The following is a 19,105-nucleotide window of genomic DNA, read 5'->3' on the forward strand; positions in this document are numbered from 1 at the left end:
GAAACAGAGAAGCAGGGAGAAACACATATGGATACCAAACCGATTGAACTGCGCAAGAAAAGAGTATCGGGGAACCGGGCAAAAGCCGAGCTAAAAGCGATACTGTATATTGTTCCTTTTTTGATCCCGTTCGCCCTATTCTATTTGTGGCCCGTCCTGCGTGGGGCCTGGATCAGCCTTCATGTCTGGAATATTCAAGGGATGCAGCGGTACGTGGCGCTCGACAATTATAAGCGGATTTTTGAAAATAGCGATTTCTACAACTATTTATGGAATTCGTTTTATTTTGTACTCATCTGTGCTCCGACGGTTCTCGTATTGGGGCTGATCCTAGCGCTCATTATTAATCAACGGATCTGGCTGAGAACCTTGATTCGTTCCGTATATTTCCTTCCTTATGTCTTGTCGGTTTCGGTAATCAGCTTTATTTGGCTGAAGCTGTTTGATCCGAAGAACGGTCCGGTCAACGGCCTGCTGGGACTTCTTGGCTTGCCTCAGGACATTAATTGGCTGACGGATCACCGGTTTGTATGGTGGGCGATTACGATTGCGACGGACTGGTGGACGGTTGGATTCGTTATGGTGCTGTTCCTGGCGGGTCTTCAGGAAATTCCCCAGGATCATTATGAAGCTGCTACGATCGACGGAGCTGGTACATGGAGCAAATTCTGGCATATTACGATACCGGGATTGTCCAGAGTCATGAAGATTCAAATCTTCTATCAGGTCATCAGCTGCTTGAAATTGTTCGGTCAAGTTCAGATTATGACCGGCGGCGGTCCGGGGGACTCCACGAACACGATGATCCGTTATATTTACGTGACGGGCTTCAAGAAAGATATGTTTGGTCTTGCTTCCGCGCAGTCTATCGTATTTTGCGTCATCATGCTGCTCATTGCGGTCATTCAATTTAAACTTACGGATCGAAAGGATTGAGGGGATTAACATGAACAAGTGGGCTCTTAACATCATTGCAATGGTACTGGCGGTTCTTTTCGTGTTCCCGCTCATCTGGATGCTGCTTGTCTCCTTGAAGCCGGACGGAACGAATGTTTATGCCATGTCCGACTGGGTTCATTTCGCTGATTTGACGTTCAGCAATTACAAGAAGGTGATAACCGGCTCCGAGATCCTAAGATGGACCTGGAACAGTACGATTATCGGCGTCATTACAACGCTGTTATCCATACTGCTCAGCTCTCTGGCTGCGTATTCTTTCTCCAAAATGCCATTTAAGAGCAAAGGCTTTTTATTTGTCCTCATTACCTCGGGACTTCTTATTCCGACGGAAGCGATTCTGATTCCGTTATACGAAACGACGCTGCATCTGAATTTGATTGATAATAAGTGGGCTATTATTCTCCCCGGCCTTACGAATCCGATTGGCATTCTTCTTCTCAAGCAATTTATGGACGGCGTTCCGAAGGATTATATCGAGGCCGCTCAAATTGACGGAAGCGGAACCTTTCGAATTTGGTGGAACATCTGCCTGCCGCTGACGAAATCGGCGATGGTATCGGTTGGCATATTCTTTCTGATTTTATCCTGGAATAATTTCCTCTGGCCTTATCTGACGATCACCTCTGAAGAAAATATGATATTGTCGGCAGGACTGCCTACGTTTTTATCGAATAATAATATGTCCTTAAATATGATTATGACGGCAAGCGGCATTGCGGCTATTCCAACGATTCTGGTCTTTGCCATTCTACAGCGCCATATTGTGCAAGGGGTGGCGATGTCTGGCGTGAAGGGCTAATGAAATAATCGGGAAGACGCTTGCCAATAAAAACGGCATGTCCGGCAGGAGCAGCGAGGTACAATGAGAAAACAATCCGGCTGGGCAAGGTTTTTGCCCTCGATGAATATATGGAAGAGCAGCATACGCTACAAATGGATGCTGCTCTTATTTCTATTTTCCCTGACACCGTTAATCGTGATGGGTACGATCTCGTATTCTCTCTCCAAATCGACAATTAACGAGAAGGTAACGGAATATTCGGAGCAGCTGCTCAAGCAGACGGCGGATAATATAGATACCCGTCTGGGTATCTATAAGGACCTGATGATGCAGGTCGTGAATAACGGCGAGATTATCCGGATGCTGCGGGATCTGGATAAGACAAGTCCGGCTAAGCCTTACGATATCGACAGCTTGTCGCTGACGACAAAGCTTTCCACGATTATTGCGATTAATCAGGACATTCAATCCATATCGTTTATTTCCAAGGAACATTATATAAAAGGAATTTACAGATGGAAGAACCGCACGCCCGAAGAGGTAAGCGGTTTCTTGAATACGCTTGAGGACGGAAGCAATTTCAGATGGTTTCCGACGCGGCTTAACACGTATGTAGACAGCTTGAATACGCAAAACGTCCATGTTTTTTCGCTTTCCAAGCAGATTTATAAAACTTCGGACGACAGTCCGGTAGGGATTATAGCGGTACTGGATATCCGCGGCGAAGTGCTGAAGGAGCTTGGATCAAGCTCAACCAACAACAACCGGGATATTCAAAGCTTCGTTATCGACGGTCAAGGCCAGATCGTTTCTTATGGCAATAATGACATGATTGGGAAAAATGTAAATGAAGTGCTTGGGGAACAAGGTTATAATCAAATCGTTCATTCCGGCCTGGAGGAATCCCGCTTTCCAATTAAGGAACAAGGGAAGAAGCTGATTGTTAATTACAAGAAGCTTCACACCAATGACTGGATTGTCGTAAACGTCATCTCCGAATCGATTCTGTATCAGGATTCCGACCGTCTGCTGCGGACGATATGGATTATTGCACTGCTTTGTATCGTTTTCTCTATTATAACGGCTATCTTTCTTGCAAACTCGATCAGTAATCCGATTCTGAAGATGATCCGGCTCATGAGACAGGTCATGTCAGGGGATTTGACGGTCCGATTCCGAGTCAAGAAGCATAGCGACGAGTTTGATATATTGGGCAATAATTTCAATTACATGGTGGCCCGGATTGATGAGCTGCTGAAGACGGTGTATGAGGAGCAAAATCAGAAAAGAACAGCGGAACTAAAAGCATTGCAAGCGCAGATCAATCCTCATTTCCTGTATAATACACTCGATATTATCAAATGGACGGCCCTTATCCAGAAGGCGAATAATGCCGCGGAGATGGTCAGCCTGCTGTCCCGTCTATTGCGGATCAGCTTGGACAAAGGGAAAGAGACGGTCACCGTTGAAGAGGAAATCGAGCATGTGCAGTGTTATCTGGGAATCCAGAAGTTCCGGTTTAATTATAAAATCAAAACGGAGGTCTACGTAGAAGACGGTGTCCGTCATCTGCAGACCCCTAAGCTGATTCTTCAGCCGATTGTCGAAAATGCGATCCTGCATGCTTTTTCCGATTCGGAGCAAGAGGGTCAAATCGATATTTCCTGTACCAGAAGCCCCGACGGAGGCATTCGCTTTCAGATTTCCGACAACGGGAAAGGGATGGATCCTGCTTATGCAAGGAGCCTTCTCCGCAATCAGAATCAGGAGCAGGGCGGCAAGACGGGAGGAATAGGGCTCGCGAATGTGGATGAACGAATCAAGCTCATTAGCGGGAAAACGTATGGCATCGATATTGCAAGCGAGCCGGAAGCGGGAACAACGGTTACGATCAAGCTTCCGTATTTGGAATAGGAGAGATTATGGCAGATGTACCGAGTGATGATTGTCGAGGATGAGTTTATCGTACGCTACGGTATTCGCTCTATGATCGATTGGGAGAAGGTAGGATTGGAAGTAACGGGCGAAGCCGCCAATGGAAAAGAGGCACTGGAGCTTATTCGCCAGGATCCTCCCGATATTCTGATCACGGATATCAAGATGCCGGTTATGGACGGGATTCAGCTCATTGAGGAAGTACGGAGCAGCGGATTTACGATGAAAGTGATTATTTTAAGCAATCTGGAAGAATTCCAATATGCCCAAAAAGCCATTCGTTACGGAGTTTCGGAGTATATGATCAAGTCGGACATGATGCCAAGGGACTTCGAAAAAGCATTAATGAAAGTCAAAGCTTCCTTGGATACGGGCGAGTCAGATGCCGGAACAAATACAAAAGCGTCTATTGTTGAACCGGCACGGAAGGAAAAGCTGCTGCTGGGACTGATTGAAGGAAGCCGCCTGGAAGAAGTTGAAGCCGATTCGACGCTAGAGGAAGCGGAGCTTAATGGCTTCCATCTGCCTGCCTATCTCCTGTACACGCTTTTTCACACGAGAGACTGCGGGTTGTTTGAGAAGCAGCAGGTCATTCATGAATCGTTCGAACAGATCGAAAGCGACCGAAGCTTTGTCGTGTTTGCGGATAAACAAGGGGAAATAAACGTTCTGCTTCCGTTTCCGCAGCATGCTGCTGCCGAAACGGGTGGGGTCAAGCAGCTGGCCGAACGGATTATCTCCCATCTATCGCAGGCTTACGGGCTTGTATGTACGATTGGGTTAAGCGGAAGAGTAGGCGAGTGGACGGAGCTAAGCAAGGCATACGGCGAGGCTTTGGCGGCCGCTAAGCAAAGCATGTTCGCTGGGATCGGGAAAGCGATCTCTTATTCGGAGCTTGCCGGAGCCAAGGAAGCGGACGGTTCGCCAATCAAGGTAAGCCAATCCCATATCCATACCTTGCTCTATGGACTGCAGTCCAAGGAGCTTCACGATTATGTGAGCAGCTTGTTTGACCAGCTTGGCAGGCGGCAGGATCCGGATCTGGTGCAGCTTATCTCCCTTGAATTAATTATGATTCTAACGGCGATATGGCCGGATGTATCCCATGATCAGCAGCATGTGGTTCATTTGAAAAAGCAGTATTTCGACCAACTATCGAAGCTGGAGACGATTGAGCAAAGCCGCGGCTGGTTCCTCCAAGCCTACGCGGAGCTTCTTGAGCATATGATCCGCATTTATAACAGTGACCGGAACAGTATAATAAAAGCAACGCAATATATTCAGCAGCATTATCAGCAGGAAATTTCCTTGCAGTCCATCAGTCATTTCGTTCATCTGAGCAAAAATTATTTTGCGAATTTGTTTAAGAAGGAAGTCGGGGAGAGCTTTCTGGAGTATGTAACGAGGATACGGATTGAGAAAGCAAAGGTATTGCTGGCCGGTGAGATGAAAGCTGCCGACGTTGGACAGATGGTTGGCATTCAGGACCCGAAATATTTCTCCAAAGTATTCAAGAAGATTACGGGAGCAACCCCTTCGGAATATAGAAGTCTGGTGAAAGAGAATAAAGAAAAAAACGGGAATAAAGACAGCTCTGAAACAGGGCAATAAATAAGTCCGCGGAAGGTGAAAGTGTGGGGATAAAGCTTTCTGCATGGTTATTCGTTATGGTGGCATGCATGGGATTGCTGATCGGATGCGACAGTTCGGATAAAGCTGAAGCACCGGTCCGAAAAACGGCCAAAGCACCGGTCGAAATCTTGTTCTGGAATCCGTTCGGCGGCGGAGAAGGAGACTACGTTGGCCAAATCATCAAGGATTTTAACGAGTCCCAGCAGGGAATCGTCGTCCGGCAGCTTCGTCTCGAATCCAACGAATATTACGTCCGGCTAAGCACGGCATTATCTTTCGGGAAAGGCCCCGATGTGGCTGTTGCCCATGCGGACCGGGTATCGCCGTTTGTGAAAGCGAAGCAGATTATCCCGCTCGACGGGCTGGCGCAGCTTGCCGGATTAGATTTCAGTCATATAGAAGCAACAAACCGAAATAGCGTCGTGTATAACGGTGAGACGTATGCGGTTCCGATCGATACGCATTTTCACATGTTGTATTACAACAAGGATTTGCTGGCTAAAGCCGGCTTGGACGAGGACGAGGTGATCTCCAAGCTCCGCCATCTAACGCCGCAGGAGTTTATGGATTTCCTTACTTTGCTTCATGACCGTTTGCCCGGCGTTCAGCCGCTTGCGGTGAATACGCCTTTTTTCCAGGAGCCGTTTCTGGATATGTATTACGAAGCCGGGGGCGAGCTGCTGACTCCCGATTTGAAGCATGCGGCGATTAATAATGACAAGGCGCTGGAGGTGCTCCGGTTTTACCAGAAGCTGTTCGCCAGCGGTCTAAGCGATCTTAATGATAAAACGCCTTGGGATACCTTCCACAACGGCCAGTCCGTATTCTGGATGGGAGGAATATGGGAAGCGGGACATCATCTGAAAGATTCGTCCTTTCAGAGTGGGATAATGGAGCTCCCGTCCTTGTTCGGCGGGAATAAGCAATGGGGCAGCTCGCATACCTTGGTTATTCCAACCTATGTGACGAAGGAGAAGCAGCTTGCGGCGATGGCTTTCATCCGATATTTCTCGGAAGTCGGCAGCTTGACCTGGGGGGAAGCGGGCCATGTTCCTGCCAACAGTACGGTGCAAAACGACTCCCACTATCAGAACCTTCCGTACCGCAAGCTGTTCCTAGAATCGTCGCATCGTGTGAAGCTGGCTCCCAATACGGACAAATATTCCGCTTTGTACACCGTTCTGTCGGAGGAGCTTCAGAATATTATTGCGAACCGAGAGGATCCCGTGAAAGGCCTCGTTGATTTGGAGCAAAAGTTAAACGAACTGTTAGCGAGCTGAGGGAGGGTTAATAATCGAATGGATCCGGAAATCACGATTAATCTGCCCATTGAACCGCATGAGGTGCCAGCATTAAGAGAACTCGTAGGTTGGGATGCGCGGCATTCCGATTATCCCGCTTTGTTTGAGCGTTGCAACTTTTGGGCAGGTCTCCGGGATGAACAGAATGAGCTTATTGCCTTCGGTTACGTCGCGGGAATGGGCTTGCAGCATGGCTACATGGAGGACATCATCATACATCCTCATCATCAGCGAAAAGGTATAGGTCAGGCACTGGTCAAAAAGCTGCTCGAACAATCCGAACATGCCGGCCTTGAGATCGTAACCTTGACCTATGACTCCAAACACACATCCTTCTATACCGAATGCGGTTTCGTTCCGTGTCCCGGAGGTCTGTGGAGGAAAAAGTACTAATTCGATGCTGTTTAATAGGGCTAGAGATTTCGGGAAACATCCTGAATCTCTAGCCCTTTATTATTCCTCTCCCCCGAGAGAAGGGAGGAATAGAGGAAATGTATCTCCTGAAGAGTGGAACGCTCGCCTTTGCCATTCGTGAAATCTCGTTGAAAACGAGTTAATTCAAAATTTCACGATGGCAACAGCGACGTAAGGAGATACATTTCCGGCATTCCGGCCACATCTCTCCAAAATGTTGTTCCTCTTTTCCATCCATTCTCGAAATCTCCCATTGCATTGTACAAATCATTACTCCCACCATCAATTTAAATGGCGAAATCCTCAATTCCCCCTTCTCAATTCCCCATTTGATTGCATCTTTTGCCCATATCGACTCTCTTCCTACTCCTTTACTCTGTGGATGTAGCCATTTTCACTACACAATTAAACGGAGGTAGGGTCATGAAAAAATGGGTAGCAGGTTCGCTCAGCATCGCTTTGCTGGGAACAATGCTTGCAGCGTGTTCTTCCAATAATGATAAGAACGGCGGCAGCTCGAACACGGGCAGTAACGGCAACAGCTCGGCGGAACAGCCGGCAGAAGCAACAACGTATCCGATTAAGACGGATAAGACGCTCTCGTATTGGGGCGAAATTAACGGTCAGCTGATCGGCGTGAAGGAATCCCACAAGGATATTCCGTTCTTCCAGGAATGGCAGAAGAAAACCGGCGTACCGCTCGAATTTACGGAGCCGCCAACCGGTCAAGTAAAGGAAGCGTTTAACGTGATGCTCGCATCCGGCAAGCTGCCGGATATGGTGGAGTACAACTTCATCGGCGACTTCCCGGGCGGTCCGGAGAAAGCGATCCAGGACGGCTATATCGTGAAGCTGAACGATCTGATCGATAAATACGCGCCTAACCTGAAGAAGTATCTGCAGGAAAATCCGGATATCGACAAAATGGTGAAAACGGACAGCGGCAGCTACTACGCCTTCCCGTTCATCCGAGGCGACGAATACCTGCGCGTTTTCCAAGGCCCGATTATCCGCAAGGACTGGCTGGATGAGCTTGGCCTGCCTGTACCTGAAACGATCGACGACTGGACAGCGGCGCTTACCGCATTTAAAGAGAAGAAAGGCGCTGCTGCACCGCTTACGTTCAACAGTAAGCCGCGGTTCTTCAACGACGGCGGCAACGGTGCCTTTATGGGCGCGTTTGGCGTAACGCGCGGCTTCTACCAGGAAGACGGCAAGGTCGTGTTTGGTCCGGAGCAAGAGGGCTACAAGCAATACTTGGAGCTGTTCCGCGACTGGTATTCGAAAGGCCTGATTGACAAGAACATTGCAACGGCAGACACCAAATCGGTTGACGGCAACATTGCATCCGGCGCAACGGGCGCTTCGATCGGCAATGCCGGCGGCGGTATCGGCAAATGGCAGCCGCTTGTTGAAGCGAAGGATCCAAAAGCCGTTCTGATCGGCGCTCCTTACCCGGTACTGAAGAAAGGCGACACGCCGAAATTCGGCCAGCATAACACCGCTTACGCATCAGAAGGTACGGTAGCGATTACGACGCAAGCAAAAGATCCTGAGCTCGCTGTCAAAATGCTCGACTACGGCTATAGCGAAGAAGGCGGCCTATTCTTTAACTTCGGTACGGAAGGCGTCAGCTACAACATGAAGGACGGCTACCCGACTTACACCGATCTTCTGCTGAAGAATCCGGACAAGCTGGCTCCGGCGCAAGCGATCTCGCTCTATACGCGCGGCAGCTACAACGGTCCGTTCGTTCAGGACAAACGTTATGCCGAGCAATTCTTTGCTCTTCAGTCGCAGCGCGACGCGGTAACCACATGGCAAAAAACGGACGCGGCGAAATACCAGCTGCCGCCAATCACGCCATCGCCGGAAGAAGCTTCCGAGTACGCGGCAATCATGAACGACATTAACACGCTGGTAGACGAAATGTCCCTGAAGATCATCCTGGGCACGGAGCCGTCCGATGCGTTCAACAAGTACGTGGAAAAAATGAAATCGCTCAATCTGGATCGCGCGATCGAAATTCAGCAGGCGGCGCTTGACCGTTACAACAGCCGTTAATAGATAGCAAGAGAGGAGAGGGCCTTGAAAGCCCTCCTTCTCCCTCAATAAGGAGTGAGGCATGTGGGGAAAAACCGCTTTATCCGCGATTTTAAGCTAAACAAACTGCTCTATCTGATGATGCTTCCCGTCATCGCGTATTACCTTATTTTTCACTATATTCCCATGTACGGGGCGTTAATTGCCTTCAAGGAATACTCTCCGATGAAAGGCATCCTGCACAGCGATTGGGTTGGCCTTAAGCATTTCCATGATTTCTTCGGCAGCTATTACTTTACACGGATCCTTAAGAATACGCTTGTCATCAGCTTGTATTCGTTAATCTTCGAGTTCCCCGCACCGATTATATTGGCGCTGCTCATTAACGAGGTTAGAAACAAAACATTCAAACGGGTAGCGCAAACGATTACGTATATGCCTTACTTCATCTCTCTCGTAGTCATTTGCGGGATCATTACGGACTTTACGAACGCTGACGGCATTATCAATAGATTGTTTATGCTGTTTGGCTATGACGGCCAAGCGATGCTGCAGAAGCCGGAGCTGTTCCGTCCGATTTACATTTTGTCGGAGATCTGGCAGCGGATCGGCTGGGAGTCGATTATCTATATCGCGGCGCTAATGAGCATCGACCAGGAGCAGTACGAAGCGGCCAGAATAGACGGCGCAAGCCGGATAAAGCAAATCTTCTTTATTACGCTTCCGGGCATTCTGCCGACGATTACGATCATGTTCATCCTGCGGATGGGCAATATGCTGAACGTTGGCTTCGAGAAAATCATTCTGTTGTATAACCCGGTTACCTACAATACGGCGGATGTGATCTCGTCCTTCGTCTACCGGAAAGGTTTATTGGAATTTGGATGGAGCTACAGCTCGGCAGTCGGATTGTTCAACTCCGTTGTTAACCTTGCCTTGCTCGTTACCGCCAATTACATCAGTCGCAAGGTGAATAAAAGCAGTCTATGGTGAGGTGAGAATCCATGCAAATGAAGGCGACTTTATCCGAGAGAGTGTTCGATGTCGTTGTATACGCCGTCTTGATCCTCCTCATCGTGTCGACGTTATATCCGCTGCTCTATGTTTTGTTCGCTTCCTTCAGCGACGCGGGGCAGCTTGTAGCCAATAAAGGCATCTTATGGCATCCGCTTGGACTAAGCTTTGATGCGTATACGAGCGTGTTCAAAAATCCGGGCATTACGACCGGCTACAAAAATACGCTGTTTATCCTGGTATGCGGAACGGTTCTCAACCTGATTATGACCGCGCTGGGGGCATATGTCTTATCCCGCCGGGATGTCATGTGGAACAATCTGTTCATGGGCATGATTTTGTTAACGATGTTTTTCAGCGGAGGTCTGATTCCGCTCTACCTCGTTGTAAAAGGCGTAGGCCTTTTGAATACGTTGTGGGCAACGATTATTCCGTTTGCGATCAGCACGTTTAACCTGATCATTATGCGTACCGCGTTTAAAGGCATCCCGGAGGCGCTTGAGGAATCGGCCAAAATCGACGGAGCGAACCACTTTACGATTTTGTTCCGGATTATCATTCCGCTCTCGATGCCGGTTATCGCGGTTATGATTCTGTATTATGCGGTAGACAAATGGAACGGCTGGTTCTACGCCTCGATCTTTATCCGAAGCCGCGAGCTGTTCCCGCTGCAGCTGGTGCTGCGCGAGATTCTGATTGCGAATTCGACGGACAGCATGGCATCGGGCGCTTCGGCAGGGGACCGGTTCCAGATTGGCGAGACGATTAAATACGCGACCATTATGGTGGCTACGGTTCCGATTTTATGCGTTTATCCGTTTGTCCAGCGCTTTTTCGTCAAAGGCGTTATGGTAGGCTCGGTTAAAGGCTGATTGACTTAAGGAGGCAAGGAACATGCAAGCAAGCTCGGCTCAAAGCAAGTTGGATCATTCGCGCATTTGGAAGCAGCTTGAAGAGAAGGTAGACCGCATGATCGTTCAAATCGGGGAGAAATCTCCGCATGCGGCCAAGGCAGACGGCATTTACGATAATCAAAGAATCGACTGGTGGACTTCAGGCTTCTGGCCGGGTATCCTGTGGCTGATGAACGAAGCGACCGGCGACGAGAAATATAAGGCGGCAGCCTGGAATTGGGATGAGCGGCTGGAAGCGCAAATGCTGCAGCCGAACTCCTTCGACCATGACGTAGGCTTCCACTTCCTGCCGACGGCGGTTGCGAAATACCGGATTACCGGCGACAAGGACGCGTTGCGCCGCGGCTTGTTCGCCGCAAACTTTATGGCCGGACGCTTTAATTTGAACGGACGGTTCATCCGCGCCTGGAACGGCGACATGCATGGCTGGTCGATCATCGATACCTGCATGAATCTGTCGCTTCTATACTGGGCATCGGCCGAGAGCGGAGATTCGCGCTTTGCGCATATTGCCAACGCGCATGCGGATACGGTATTGAAACATTTTATCCGCGAGGACGGCTCGGTCAATCATATTGTCTGTTTCGATCCGGAGACGGGCGAATTCGACCAGGTGCGCGGCGGGCAAGGGGCAGCGCCGAATTCCGGCTGGAGCCGCGGCGCTTCCTGGGCCTTGTACGGAATGGCGAACACTTACCGTTATACCGGCAATATCGAATATTTGCGCGCGGCTCAGCGCGTTGCGCATTATTTTATCGCGAATCTGCCGGAGGATCATGTTCCGCACTGGGATTTCCGCGCGTCGGAGCGGATGGAGGAAGAGCCGCGCGATACGTCGGCCGGAGCGATTGCCGCTTCGGGTCTGATCGAATTGGCAGCTCTGCTGACCGGGAAGGAAGGCCGTATCTACCGCGAAGCGGCAGAGCGGATTCTGGAGTCGCTTTATTCGAATTACGGCACGTGGAACGAACCTGCGCATGAAGCGATTCTGAAGCATGGCACCGGCCATAAACCGGCGGGGCAGAACGTGGATGTGTCTCTCATCTACGGCGATTATTTCTTTGTTGAGGCGATTGCGAAGCTGAACGGCTGGCAGCAGCGCATGTTCTAATACCGATTATCGCTTAGCGGCACAAATAGCCCGATTGGAGTATTCCAATGGGTTATTTGTGCTGTTTTCGTGCTTCAGTAGAGCTATCGTCAATCGTTTTGCACATATTGCAACTTCCTCTGGCGCCTTTTGTATGCGTATAATAGGGTTCTAAAGCTGGCAAACAACATGAGCAACCTTAACATTTACGTACAGGCGAGGAGATCTTGGTTTGAATATTCGATCCATATGGCAGAAACGGAAGAGCATTATCGTAACTTGGCTGATTTCCTATTGCGCGGTATTATTCGTACCGATACTAATCAGCTTAATTGTATATTCGCAGTCGAGCGCGGCGCTTCGAAGCGAGATTCACCGTGCCAATGATTCGCTGCTCAAGCAGGTTGGCTATACCATCGATAATCAGGTGGACCAGATGAAGCGCCTGACCATGGAGCTGACTTGGAATGCAAGGCTTCAAACCTTGATGTATTCGAGCAGAACGGAAGCGGATGCGCAATTCGATGCTTATCAGCTCGTAAAGGAATTTCAAACCTATCAAACCTCTTATGCTTCAATAGATGAATTCTACGTCACCTGGGAGCGGGAGCATTCGGTATTGCGCTCCGGGAATGTCCGCGATATGAAGACAGCCTTTGCGACTCTTCACGACACCGGCCAGATGAGTTATGAAGAATGGCTGGCGGCCGTTGAGACCTCGGAGCACAATCAGTTTACCCTGCTGCCGCTTATGGATGCGGGGGCTATGCAGTCTTCTATCGCTTACATTACTCATTTGCCTAAAGATCTGAACGGCAGGCAAGCAGGCACGGTAGTCGTTATGTCGGATTTGGCCAGATTCCAGAATGCCATCAAGAGCATCTCCGGCTTCAGCGGAGGGTACGTTCTTATTCTGAACCGGAATAACGAGGTGCTGCTGTCCAATCTGCCGAAGAAGCAGGGCGAAGAGATTATCCTGCAGAAGGTGCGGAGCGGCGGCGAAGAGATGCCGACCTCGATGAAATCGGGAGATTCGGAAATCTTTTACCTGCAATCGTCCGTATCGGATCTGAAGTATGCGCTGGTGATCCCCAGCAGCATTTATTGGCAGAAGGCTGAATATGTCCGGAAGCTGACGCTGGTGAGCGTTCTGATCAGCGTGTTGGGAGCAGGCGTGCTTACCTGGTTCTTTATGCGCCGCAACTATTCGCCGATTCAGAAGCTGGTAGAGTCGCTAACCGACAAGAATAACGACGAAGAGCATACGGAATGGAATGAGCTGAGCTTCATTCAGCGGGCGGTCAGCCGGACGCGAAGCGAGAAGGACAAAATCGCCATGCAGCTCCAGATGCATCACAACGTGCTGCGGTCGAATATGCTCAGCAGGCTGCTGAAGGGGCGGCTCGATTCGCCAATTCCGTATGAGGAAGCCTTCAAGACGTACCGGATGGAGCAAATCTCGGATGATTACGCGGTTATTTTATTTGTTATCGAAAATGATGAAAGCCTTTACGAGAAGCTGCCGGGCATTGACGACAATGAACGGAGAAGATTCCTTCAATTCATTATCAGCAATGTCGTGGAGGAGCTTGCCGGACGTTACGATCATGCGGGTTACGTGGCCGAAATGGACGACATGATGGTCTGCCTCGTGAATTTGTCCTGCGGAAGCGGGGACGAGGAGCAATACAAGAAAGACTTGCATGAGATCGCGACGGAAGCGCAGCGCTTCCTGAAGCGTTACGATATGGATCTTACGGTGGCGATCAGCGGCAAGCATAGCACCTTGCCGGGCATTGCAGCCGCTTATAGCGAAGCGGTAGATGCGATGGAATATAAAATGGTGCTTGGCAAAAAAGGCATCATCACCTATGACGATATCCGCACGACGCCTTCCGATGCCGTTCAATTCGGTTATTATTATCCGCTTCAGGCGGAGCAGCAATTGATCAATCTGATCAAGAGCGGCGATTTTGAACAGGCTTCCGCTTTTATGAATGAGATCACGGACCGCAACTTCCAGCAGCCCATGATGAATCTGACGCTGGCCAAATGTTTTATGTTTAATCTGGTTGGAACGATGGTGAAGGCTATTAACGAGCTTGGCGACGGCAAGGGCAGCGTCCTTAACGATAATCCGAATTGGATGAATAGCATTATGGCTTGCGATACGGTCCAGGAGATGCGGCAGGAGCTTCATTCTTTGTTAAGGGATGTATGCGCTTTCGCCTCTGCAAGGCTCGAATCCAACATGACGCATGAGCGGGCCGAGTCCATCCGCGATTTGTCGGCTCGCGTGGCCGGATACATTAATCAAAATTACGGCGATACCAATATGAACGTCAATACGATTGGCGAGCATTTCGATTTGAAGGGCAGCTATTTGTCCAAGCTGTTTAAGACGCAGACTGGCGAGGGACTGCTGGACTATCTGCATAAATACCGGATTGCGGAGGCGAAGCGGCGGATGACGGAGCTTCAGGAATCCGTCAATGAGGTATCGCGCGCGGTTGGTTATAACGATGCCGCAACGTTTATCCGGGTATTCAAGAAGTACGAAGGCATAACGCCGGGCAAATACAAGGAAATGAATTAGGGAGGATATCAGAATGAAGAACTATCGCATAATTACGATCCTCCTGATCGCTGCCCTATCGGCTTGCTGCCTTGCCGGCTGCAAGCAATCGGACAATAACGGACAAAACTCAACGGCCGAGGAGAAGGAGGAAAAGCAGCCGTCAACAGCTCCAGACGAGACCTTGACGTATTGGGCGGAATTAAACGGCAATGCGGCGAGCGTAAAGCCGCGGTTTCAGGACGTCCCCTTTTTCCAGGAATGGCAGAAGCGCACGGGCGTGAATCTGAGATTCATACAGCCTCCCGCCAACCAGGCGAAGCAGGCTTTGAATGTTATGCTGGCATCGGGCGAGCTGCCGGACATGATTGAATATGAATGGGCGACCTTCCCCGGCGGCCCGGAGAAAGCGATAAAAGACGGCTATATCCTGAGGCTAAATGATCTGATTGATAAATACGCACCGAATTTGAAGCGATACTTAAGCGAGCATCCGGATATTGACAAGCAGATCAAAACGGCCGATGGCAGCTATTATGTGTTCCCGTTTATTCAGGGTGATGCTCGCCTGAGGACATACCAAGGCCCCATTATCCGCAAAGACTGGCTGGAGGAGCTGGGCCTGTCCGTTCCGGTAACGATTGACGATTGGCATACGGTGCTCAAGGCGTTCAAGGAGAAAAAAGGCGTCCAGGCGCCGCTTACGTTCCTTAGTACGCCCAGTCCGCTGTTTGGCGTGGAGAACGGCGCATTTGTTGGGGCGTTTGGCGTGAAGAAAGGGTTCTATTTGAAGGACGGGCAGGTCAAATTCGGTCCGATTGAGCCTGGCTACAAGCAGTTCCTGTCCTTGTTCCGCGACTGGTACGCCGAAGGGTTGATTGACCGCAACATTGCAACGGTGGACACAAGAACGATTGATTCCAGCATGCTGAACGGCAGAAGCGGCGCAAGTATCTGGAATGCCGGCTCAGGGATCGGGACGTGGCTGCCGCTGCTTAAGGAGAAGGATCGGGGCGCGGAGTTTGTGGCCGCGCCTTATCCGGTCCTTCATCAAGGGGATCGGCCGATGTTCGGACAAAGAGTGAATCCTTACATGAGCAGCGGCGGCGTTGCGATCTCGACGAAGAGCAACCATGCCGAGCAGGCGGTTCGGATGCTGGACTACGGTTATGGCGAAGAGGGACATCTGCTCTTCAATTTCGGAATTGAAGGCGTAAGTTATACCATGCAAGGCGGAAAGCCGACGTACACGGATCTGATTCTCCATAATCCGGATAAGCTGGCTCCGTCCCAAGCCATTGCGATGTACAGCAGGGCGAGTTACTTTGGCCCGTTCGTGCAGGATGTAGCATATATGGAGCAGTATTATATGCTTCAGGAGCAGAAGGACGCCGTCAATATTTGGGCGGATACCGACGCGGAGCAGTATATGCTGCCGCCGGTTCAGAAGACCGAGAGGGAAAGCGCTGAGTTTTCCGCCATCATGCAGGACGCCACGACGCTCGTGGACGAAATGTCCTTGCGCATTATTCTGGGAATCGATCCTCTCGATTCGTTCGATGATTACGTCGCCCAGCTCAAAGCGCTTAATATTGACCGGGCGATCGCGATACAGAAGGCGGCGCTTGACCGCTATAATGCCAAATAGCCCGTTTGATAGAATGTACACCATTCGAACAAGCAACCCTTATTTTTTCTGCATAGAATAGATAGATTACTTGCAGAAAGGGGTGACGAGAGATGCAGTTAGTCATGGTGTGCTCGGTTAGCGGGATTATCGGCTCTGTGATTACGTTTGCATTCGGCGGATGGATGGAATCATTAACTCTATTGGTAGTTGCCATGGGCATTGATTATGTGTCAGGCCTAACCGCATCGATTAAGGAAGGAAGAGGTTTGAACAGCTTCTTCGGTGCCTGGGGGCTTGCACGCAAAGGAATGATGCTGCTCGTCATTCTTCTTGCGCATCGGATTGATATTTTGCTTGAGCTCGATAATATTACCATGGGTGCAGCTATCTATTTCTATATAGCGAATGAGATCATTTCTATTATAGAGAACTACGGCCGGATTGGTCTTCCGCTGCCAGACCGCATACGCAAAATGATTGAAGTGCTGAAGGATAAAGAGAAGTAAGATTAGGGTTGCGTTGTACAAGCGGTGTTCGCTATAATGGGAACAAGTGTTCGATTTATAGGAGGCGATAGCAAATGGCTATCCGGTATGCTGATGAACAGGTACGCGAGCGGGAGGCTCCGGCTTATTCGGCAGAGGACGAAACAACGTTTGTGCAGCGCTATATCCTGCTTGGAATCGTGATGCTCGTATTGGATCATGATATAAGGGTAATGGGGACGGGCTCCATTAAGCTTCCGAGGCTGTATGAATCGCTGCTACGCGGCATACAGGATCGGGTCTTGCTGGAGCAGGCCGCACTGCGCATGCAGTTCAGGAAGGCGGGCATCAAGCTGATGGAGGAACGCAGATTGAAGGAAGGAATGGAGACGGTCTACATATGCCGCGGCAGCACAATGCGCTGCTATCTGCCCTGGAGCTATTTGAAGGCAGAATCGGAGCAGGCCATTAAGCAATTCTTTAAAAGTTAAGTCACAAAAAGTTCATTATTTTGTCATATTCGGGAAAAAACTTTTCCTGATTCTGCAGTTTAATGTTGAGAACTTCGGACGATGTTATGTAATATAAGAATTAAACACTAAGACAATAAGATCGCAAAGGGGAGCACGTAGCAATGCACAAATGGATCATGTTCGTACTATTATCAGCGGCATCTCTTCTCGGGGTATACTTGCTGACATTCGGCCTCCCAGCCAAACCGGTAGACGAATCTGCTTCACTTCCTGAAGGTACGGTACTCGTTAAAGTTGAAGCGAACAGCGACTTTACTTACGGTCAAGAGGAATACCATGTGAAGGTTGGCGACAAAGTTATCCTGAAGCTGCAAAATAAAAGCGGTATCCATGGTTTGAAGATTGAAGATCTGAACGTTGATCTCGAAGGCGATAATCTCGAGACAAACCTGGAATTCGACAAGCCAGGAGAATACGTAATGCATTGCTCCGTCCCATGCGGCGCAGGTCATGCGAATATGAAAGCGAAGCTTATTGTAGACGCGGCATAACGATAAGGAAAGAGGAGCCTCAGGGCTCCTCTTTCGATTTGTATTTATGCTCTATCGCGGTCGCGGCTTCTGCCGCGTTCAATCAATCTGTCCGCAATAAACCCGAGAAGAGCCCATGTTGCGACGGTAAGTACATACATCAGAAGAACGTTTACTTTATGGATGTCGACGAACATGTCCACGATCCATGCCGGAGGGCTAAACATAAAAAAAACGAAATTATGCGGATCGTAACCGGTTGAATTATAAACACATAGGGCAAGACCTATGAAGGTAGCCACAAACATAACGGGATAGCGCATAACGTACCGATCCTTTCTCAGGCTAATGTTGCCGTAATGCGACTGCTTGGGTTATTATGTGACAAAAGGATATTTGTCATTCGACAAGTTGAAGGGAGCATGACCATTTATGATTACGCATATCGTATTGTTCAAGCTGAAGGACGGAAGCAGTGAAAATGTGGAACGCACGGCTCAAGTATTGCGGGATATGGAAGGCAAAATCGACGAGCTGAAATCGATCGAAGTTGGACTTGACGTTATCCATTCGGCACGCTCTTACGACATCGCTTTGATCACGAGATTCGAGTCGATGGAAGCGCTTGAAGCGTATCAGGTTCATCCCGTACATAAAAAGGTCATCGAGCATATTAACGAAGTTCGCGAAGCTACTGTTGCCGTTGACTTCGTAAGCTAATTGGACAGGGGAGCGCGAACCGTTCATGGGAGACGTCTTTGAGATTATGACTTATTTGATCGTGATCCTCATCAGCAGCGTTGTGATGGTGGCATGGTTAAAGAAAAAAGGAAAAAAGAAGAAAGCAAGGCTGAAAGCGGGCGAATAAAGACATGTATTATGTAAATAAAGAACAAATTGCAGTTAGATTAAAGGCTATACCGGATATCGCAGCGGCGCTTGAAACATTGGCTTCAAGCTGGCAGGGTACGCTGCTTGAAGGTCTGGCACAGGAGCGGGCTTTGCACCTCGCGATTGAGACCGTTACGGATGTCGGCAGTTACCTGATTGACGGATTTATATTAAGGGATGCCAGCAGTTACGAGGATATTGTGGAGATTGCCGGAGAAGCGGGCGCATTCCCGGAAGCGATGCAGCCGCTGCTTATCGAGCTGGTTAAGCTCCGCAAACCGCTTGTTCAGGATTATTACAGCTGGCCTAGAGCCGAGCTGCATGCCCTGACGAGGGATATTCCGGAGCAGCTTCGTTTGTTCGGCGAGTCTGTACAGCAGTATTTGGAGCGCGAGCTGCCGGACGAATCCGATTTACGAAAAGATTGAAATACGTTA

At 49.5% G+C, this 19,105-nt stretch carries 19 protein-coding genes; 18 read left to right on the top strand and 1 reads right to left on the bottom strand.

The genetic code is table 11. The annotated features are described in order from the left end of the window. The first annotated feature begins 27 nt into the window (after nt 1–27). The 15 genes from WFJ73_RS02560 to WFJ73_RS02630 all read left to right on the top strand — a co-directional run bounded on the left by WFJ73_RS02560 (nt 28) and on the right by WFJ73_RS02630 (nt 17,798). Complete coding sequence (locus WFJ73_RS02560) at nt 28–936, top strand: carbohydrate ABC transporter permease (protein WP_336771566.1); 909 nt, start codon at nt 28–30, stop codon at nt 934–936. Nucleotides 937–946: 10 nt separating this feature from the next. Further along, nucleotides 947–1,759, top strand: coding sequence for a carbohydrate ABC transporter permease (locus WFJ73_RS02565; protein WP_336771567.1), 813 nt, complete (start codon nt 947–949; stop codon nt 1,757–1,759). 63 nt (nt 1,760–1,822) lie between these two features. After that, entirely contained in the window at nt 1,823–3,655 is a 1,833-nt protein-coding gene (locus tag WFJ73_RS02570; RefSeq protein WP_336771568.1) for a sensor histidine kinase, read from the top strand. A gap of 15 nt (nt 3,656–3,670) precedes the next feature. After that, entirely contained in the window at nt 3,671–5,287 is a 1,617-nt protein-coding gene (locus tag WFJ73_RS02575) for a response regulator (RefSeq protein ID WP_336771569.1), read from the top strand. 23 nt (nt 5,288–5,310) lie between these two features. Further along, the gene (locus WFJ73_RS02580) at nt 5,311–6,588 is read left to right on the top strand and encodes an ABC transporter substrate-binding protein (RefSeq protein WP_336771570.1); all 1,278 of its coding nucleotides are present in this window, start codon (nt 5,311–5,313) and stop codon (nt 6,586–6,588) included. A gap of 18 nt (nt 6,589–6,606) precedes the next feature. Further along, nucleotides 6,607–7,002 carry a GNAT family N-acetyltransferase gene (locus tag WFJ73_RS02585; protein WP_336771571.1) on the top strand — a complete coding sequence of 132 codons (396 nt, stop codon included), beginning with the start codon at nt 6,607–6,609 and terminating at the stop codon, nt 7,000–7,002. A gap of 444 nt (nt 7,003–7,446) precedes the next feature. Beyond that, entirely contained in the window at nt 7,447–9,087 is a 1,641-nt protein-coding gene (locus tag WFJ73_RS02590; RefSeq protein WP_336771572.1) for an extracellular solute-binding protein, read from the top strand. Nucleotides 9,088–9,204: 117 nt separating this feature from the next. Continuing rightward, the gene (locus WFJ73_RS02595; RefSeq protein ID WP_236013348.1) at nt 9,205–10,059 is read left to right on the top strand and encodes an ABC transporter permease; all 855 of its coding nucleotides are present in this window, start codon (nt 9,205–9,207) and stop codon (nt 10,057–10,059) included. 11 nt (nt 10,060–10,070) lie between these two features. After that, nucleotides 10,071–10,952 (top strand): carbohydrate ABC transporter permease, encoded by an 882-nt coding sequence (locus WFJ73_RS02600; RefSeq protein ID WP_336771573.1) that lies wholly within the window; start codon nt 10,071–10,073, stop codon nt 10,950–10,952. 22 nt (nt 10,953–10,974) lie between these two features. Then, a complete protein-coding gene (locus WFJ73_RS02605) occupies nt 10,975–12,105 on the top strand; it encodes a glycoside hydrolase family 88 protein (RefSeq protein WP_336771574.1) in 1,131 nt (376 codons plus the stop codon). Between the two features lie 211 nt (nt 12,106–12,316). Continuing rightward, the gene (locus WFJ73_RS02610; protein ID WP_336771575.1) at nt 12,317–14,680 is read left to right on the top strand and encodes a helix-turn-helix domain-containing protein; all 2,364 of its coding nucleotides are present in this window, start codon (nt 12,317–12,319) and stop codon (nt 14,678–14,680) included. A gap of 13 nt (nt 14,681–14,693) precedes the next feature. Beyond that, nucleotides 14,694–16,307, top strand: coding sequence for an extracellular solute-binding protein (locus WFJ73_RS02615; protein ID WP_336771576.1), 1,614 nt, complete (start codon nt 14,694–14,696; stop codon nt 16,305–16,307). 92 nt (nt 16,308–16,399) lie between these two features. After that, complete coding sequence (locus tag WFJ73_RS02620; RefSeq protein ID WP_336771577.1) at nt 16,400–16,795, top strand: phage holin family protein; 396 nt, start codon at nt 16,400–16,402, stop codon at nt 16,793–16,795. Between the two features lie 74 nt (nt 16,796–16,869). Then, nucleotides 16,870–17,265: a hypothetical protein gene (locus WFJ73_RS02625; protein WP_336771578.1), complete on the top strand. Its 396-nt coding sequence runs from the start codon at nt 16,870–16,872 to the stop codon at nt 17,263–17,265. Between the two features lie 143 nt (nt 17,266–17,408). Then, complete coding sequence (locus WFJ73_RS02630; RefSeq protein WP_336771579.1) at nt 17,409–17,798, top strand: cytochrome C oxidase subunit II; 390 nt, start codon at nt 17,409–17,411, stop codon at nt 17,796–17,798. A 44-nt stretch (nt 17,799–17,842) separates the two neighbouring features. On the opposite strand, the gene WFJ73_RS02635 is transcribed toward WFJ73_RS02630, so the two are convergent. Beyond that, nucleotides 17,843–18,100 (bottom strand): hypothetical protein, encoded by a 258-nt coding sequence (locus WFJ73_RS02635; RefSeq protein WP_015843679.1) that lies wholly within the window; start codon nt 18,098–18,100, stop codon nt 17,843–17,845. Between the two features lie 109 nt (nt 18,101–18,209). Here WFJ73_RS02635 and WFJ73_RS02640 point away from each other — a divergent pair, with 109 nt between their 5' ends. Genes WFJ73_RS02640 through WFJ73_RS02650 form a run of 3 tightly spaced genes read left to right on the top strand, consistent with a single transcriptional unit; the run spans nt 18,210 to nt 19,096 of the window. Next, nucleotides 18,210–18,497 (top strand): Dabb family protein, encoded by a 288-nt coding sequence (locus WFJ73_RS02640; protein ID WP_336771580.1) that lies wholly within the window; start codon nt 18,210–18,212, stop codon nt 18,495–18,497. Between the two features lie 25 nt (nt 18,498–18,522). Further along, entirely contained in the window at nt 18,523–18,645 is a 123-nt protein-coding gene (locus WFJ73_RS02645) for a hypothetical protein (RefSeq protein ID WP_015843681.1), read from the top strand. Between the two features lie 4 nt (nt 18,646–18,649). Continuing rightward, nucleotides 18,650–19,096, top strand: a complete 447-nt coding sequence (locus WFJ73_RS02650) for a DUF86 domain-containing protein (protein ID WP_336771581.1) — start codon at nt 18,650–18,652, stop codon at nt 19,094–19,096. Nucleotides 19,097–19,105 lie beyond the last annotated feature (9 nt).

The organism is Paenibacillus sp. MMO-58 (assembly GCF_037146255.1).
GTDB lineage: Bacteria > Bacillota > Bacilli > Paenibacillales > Paenibacillaceae > Pristimantibacillus.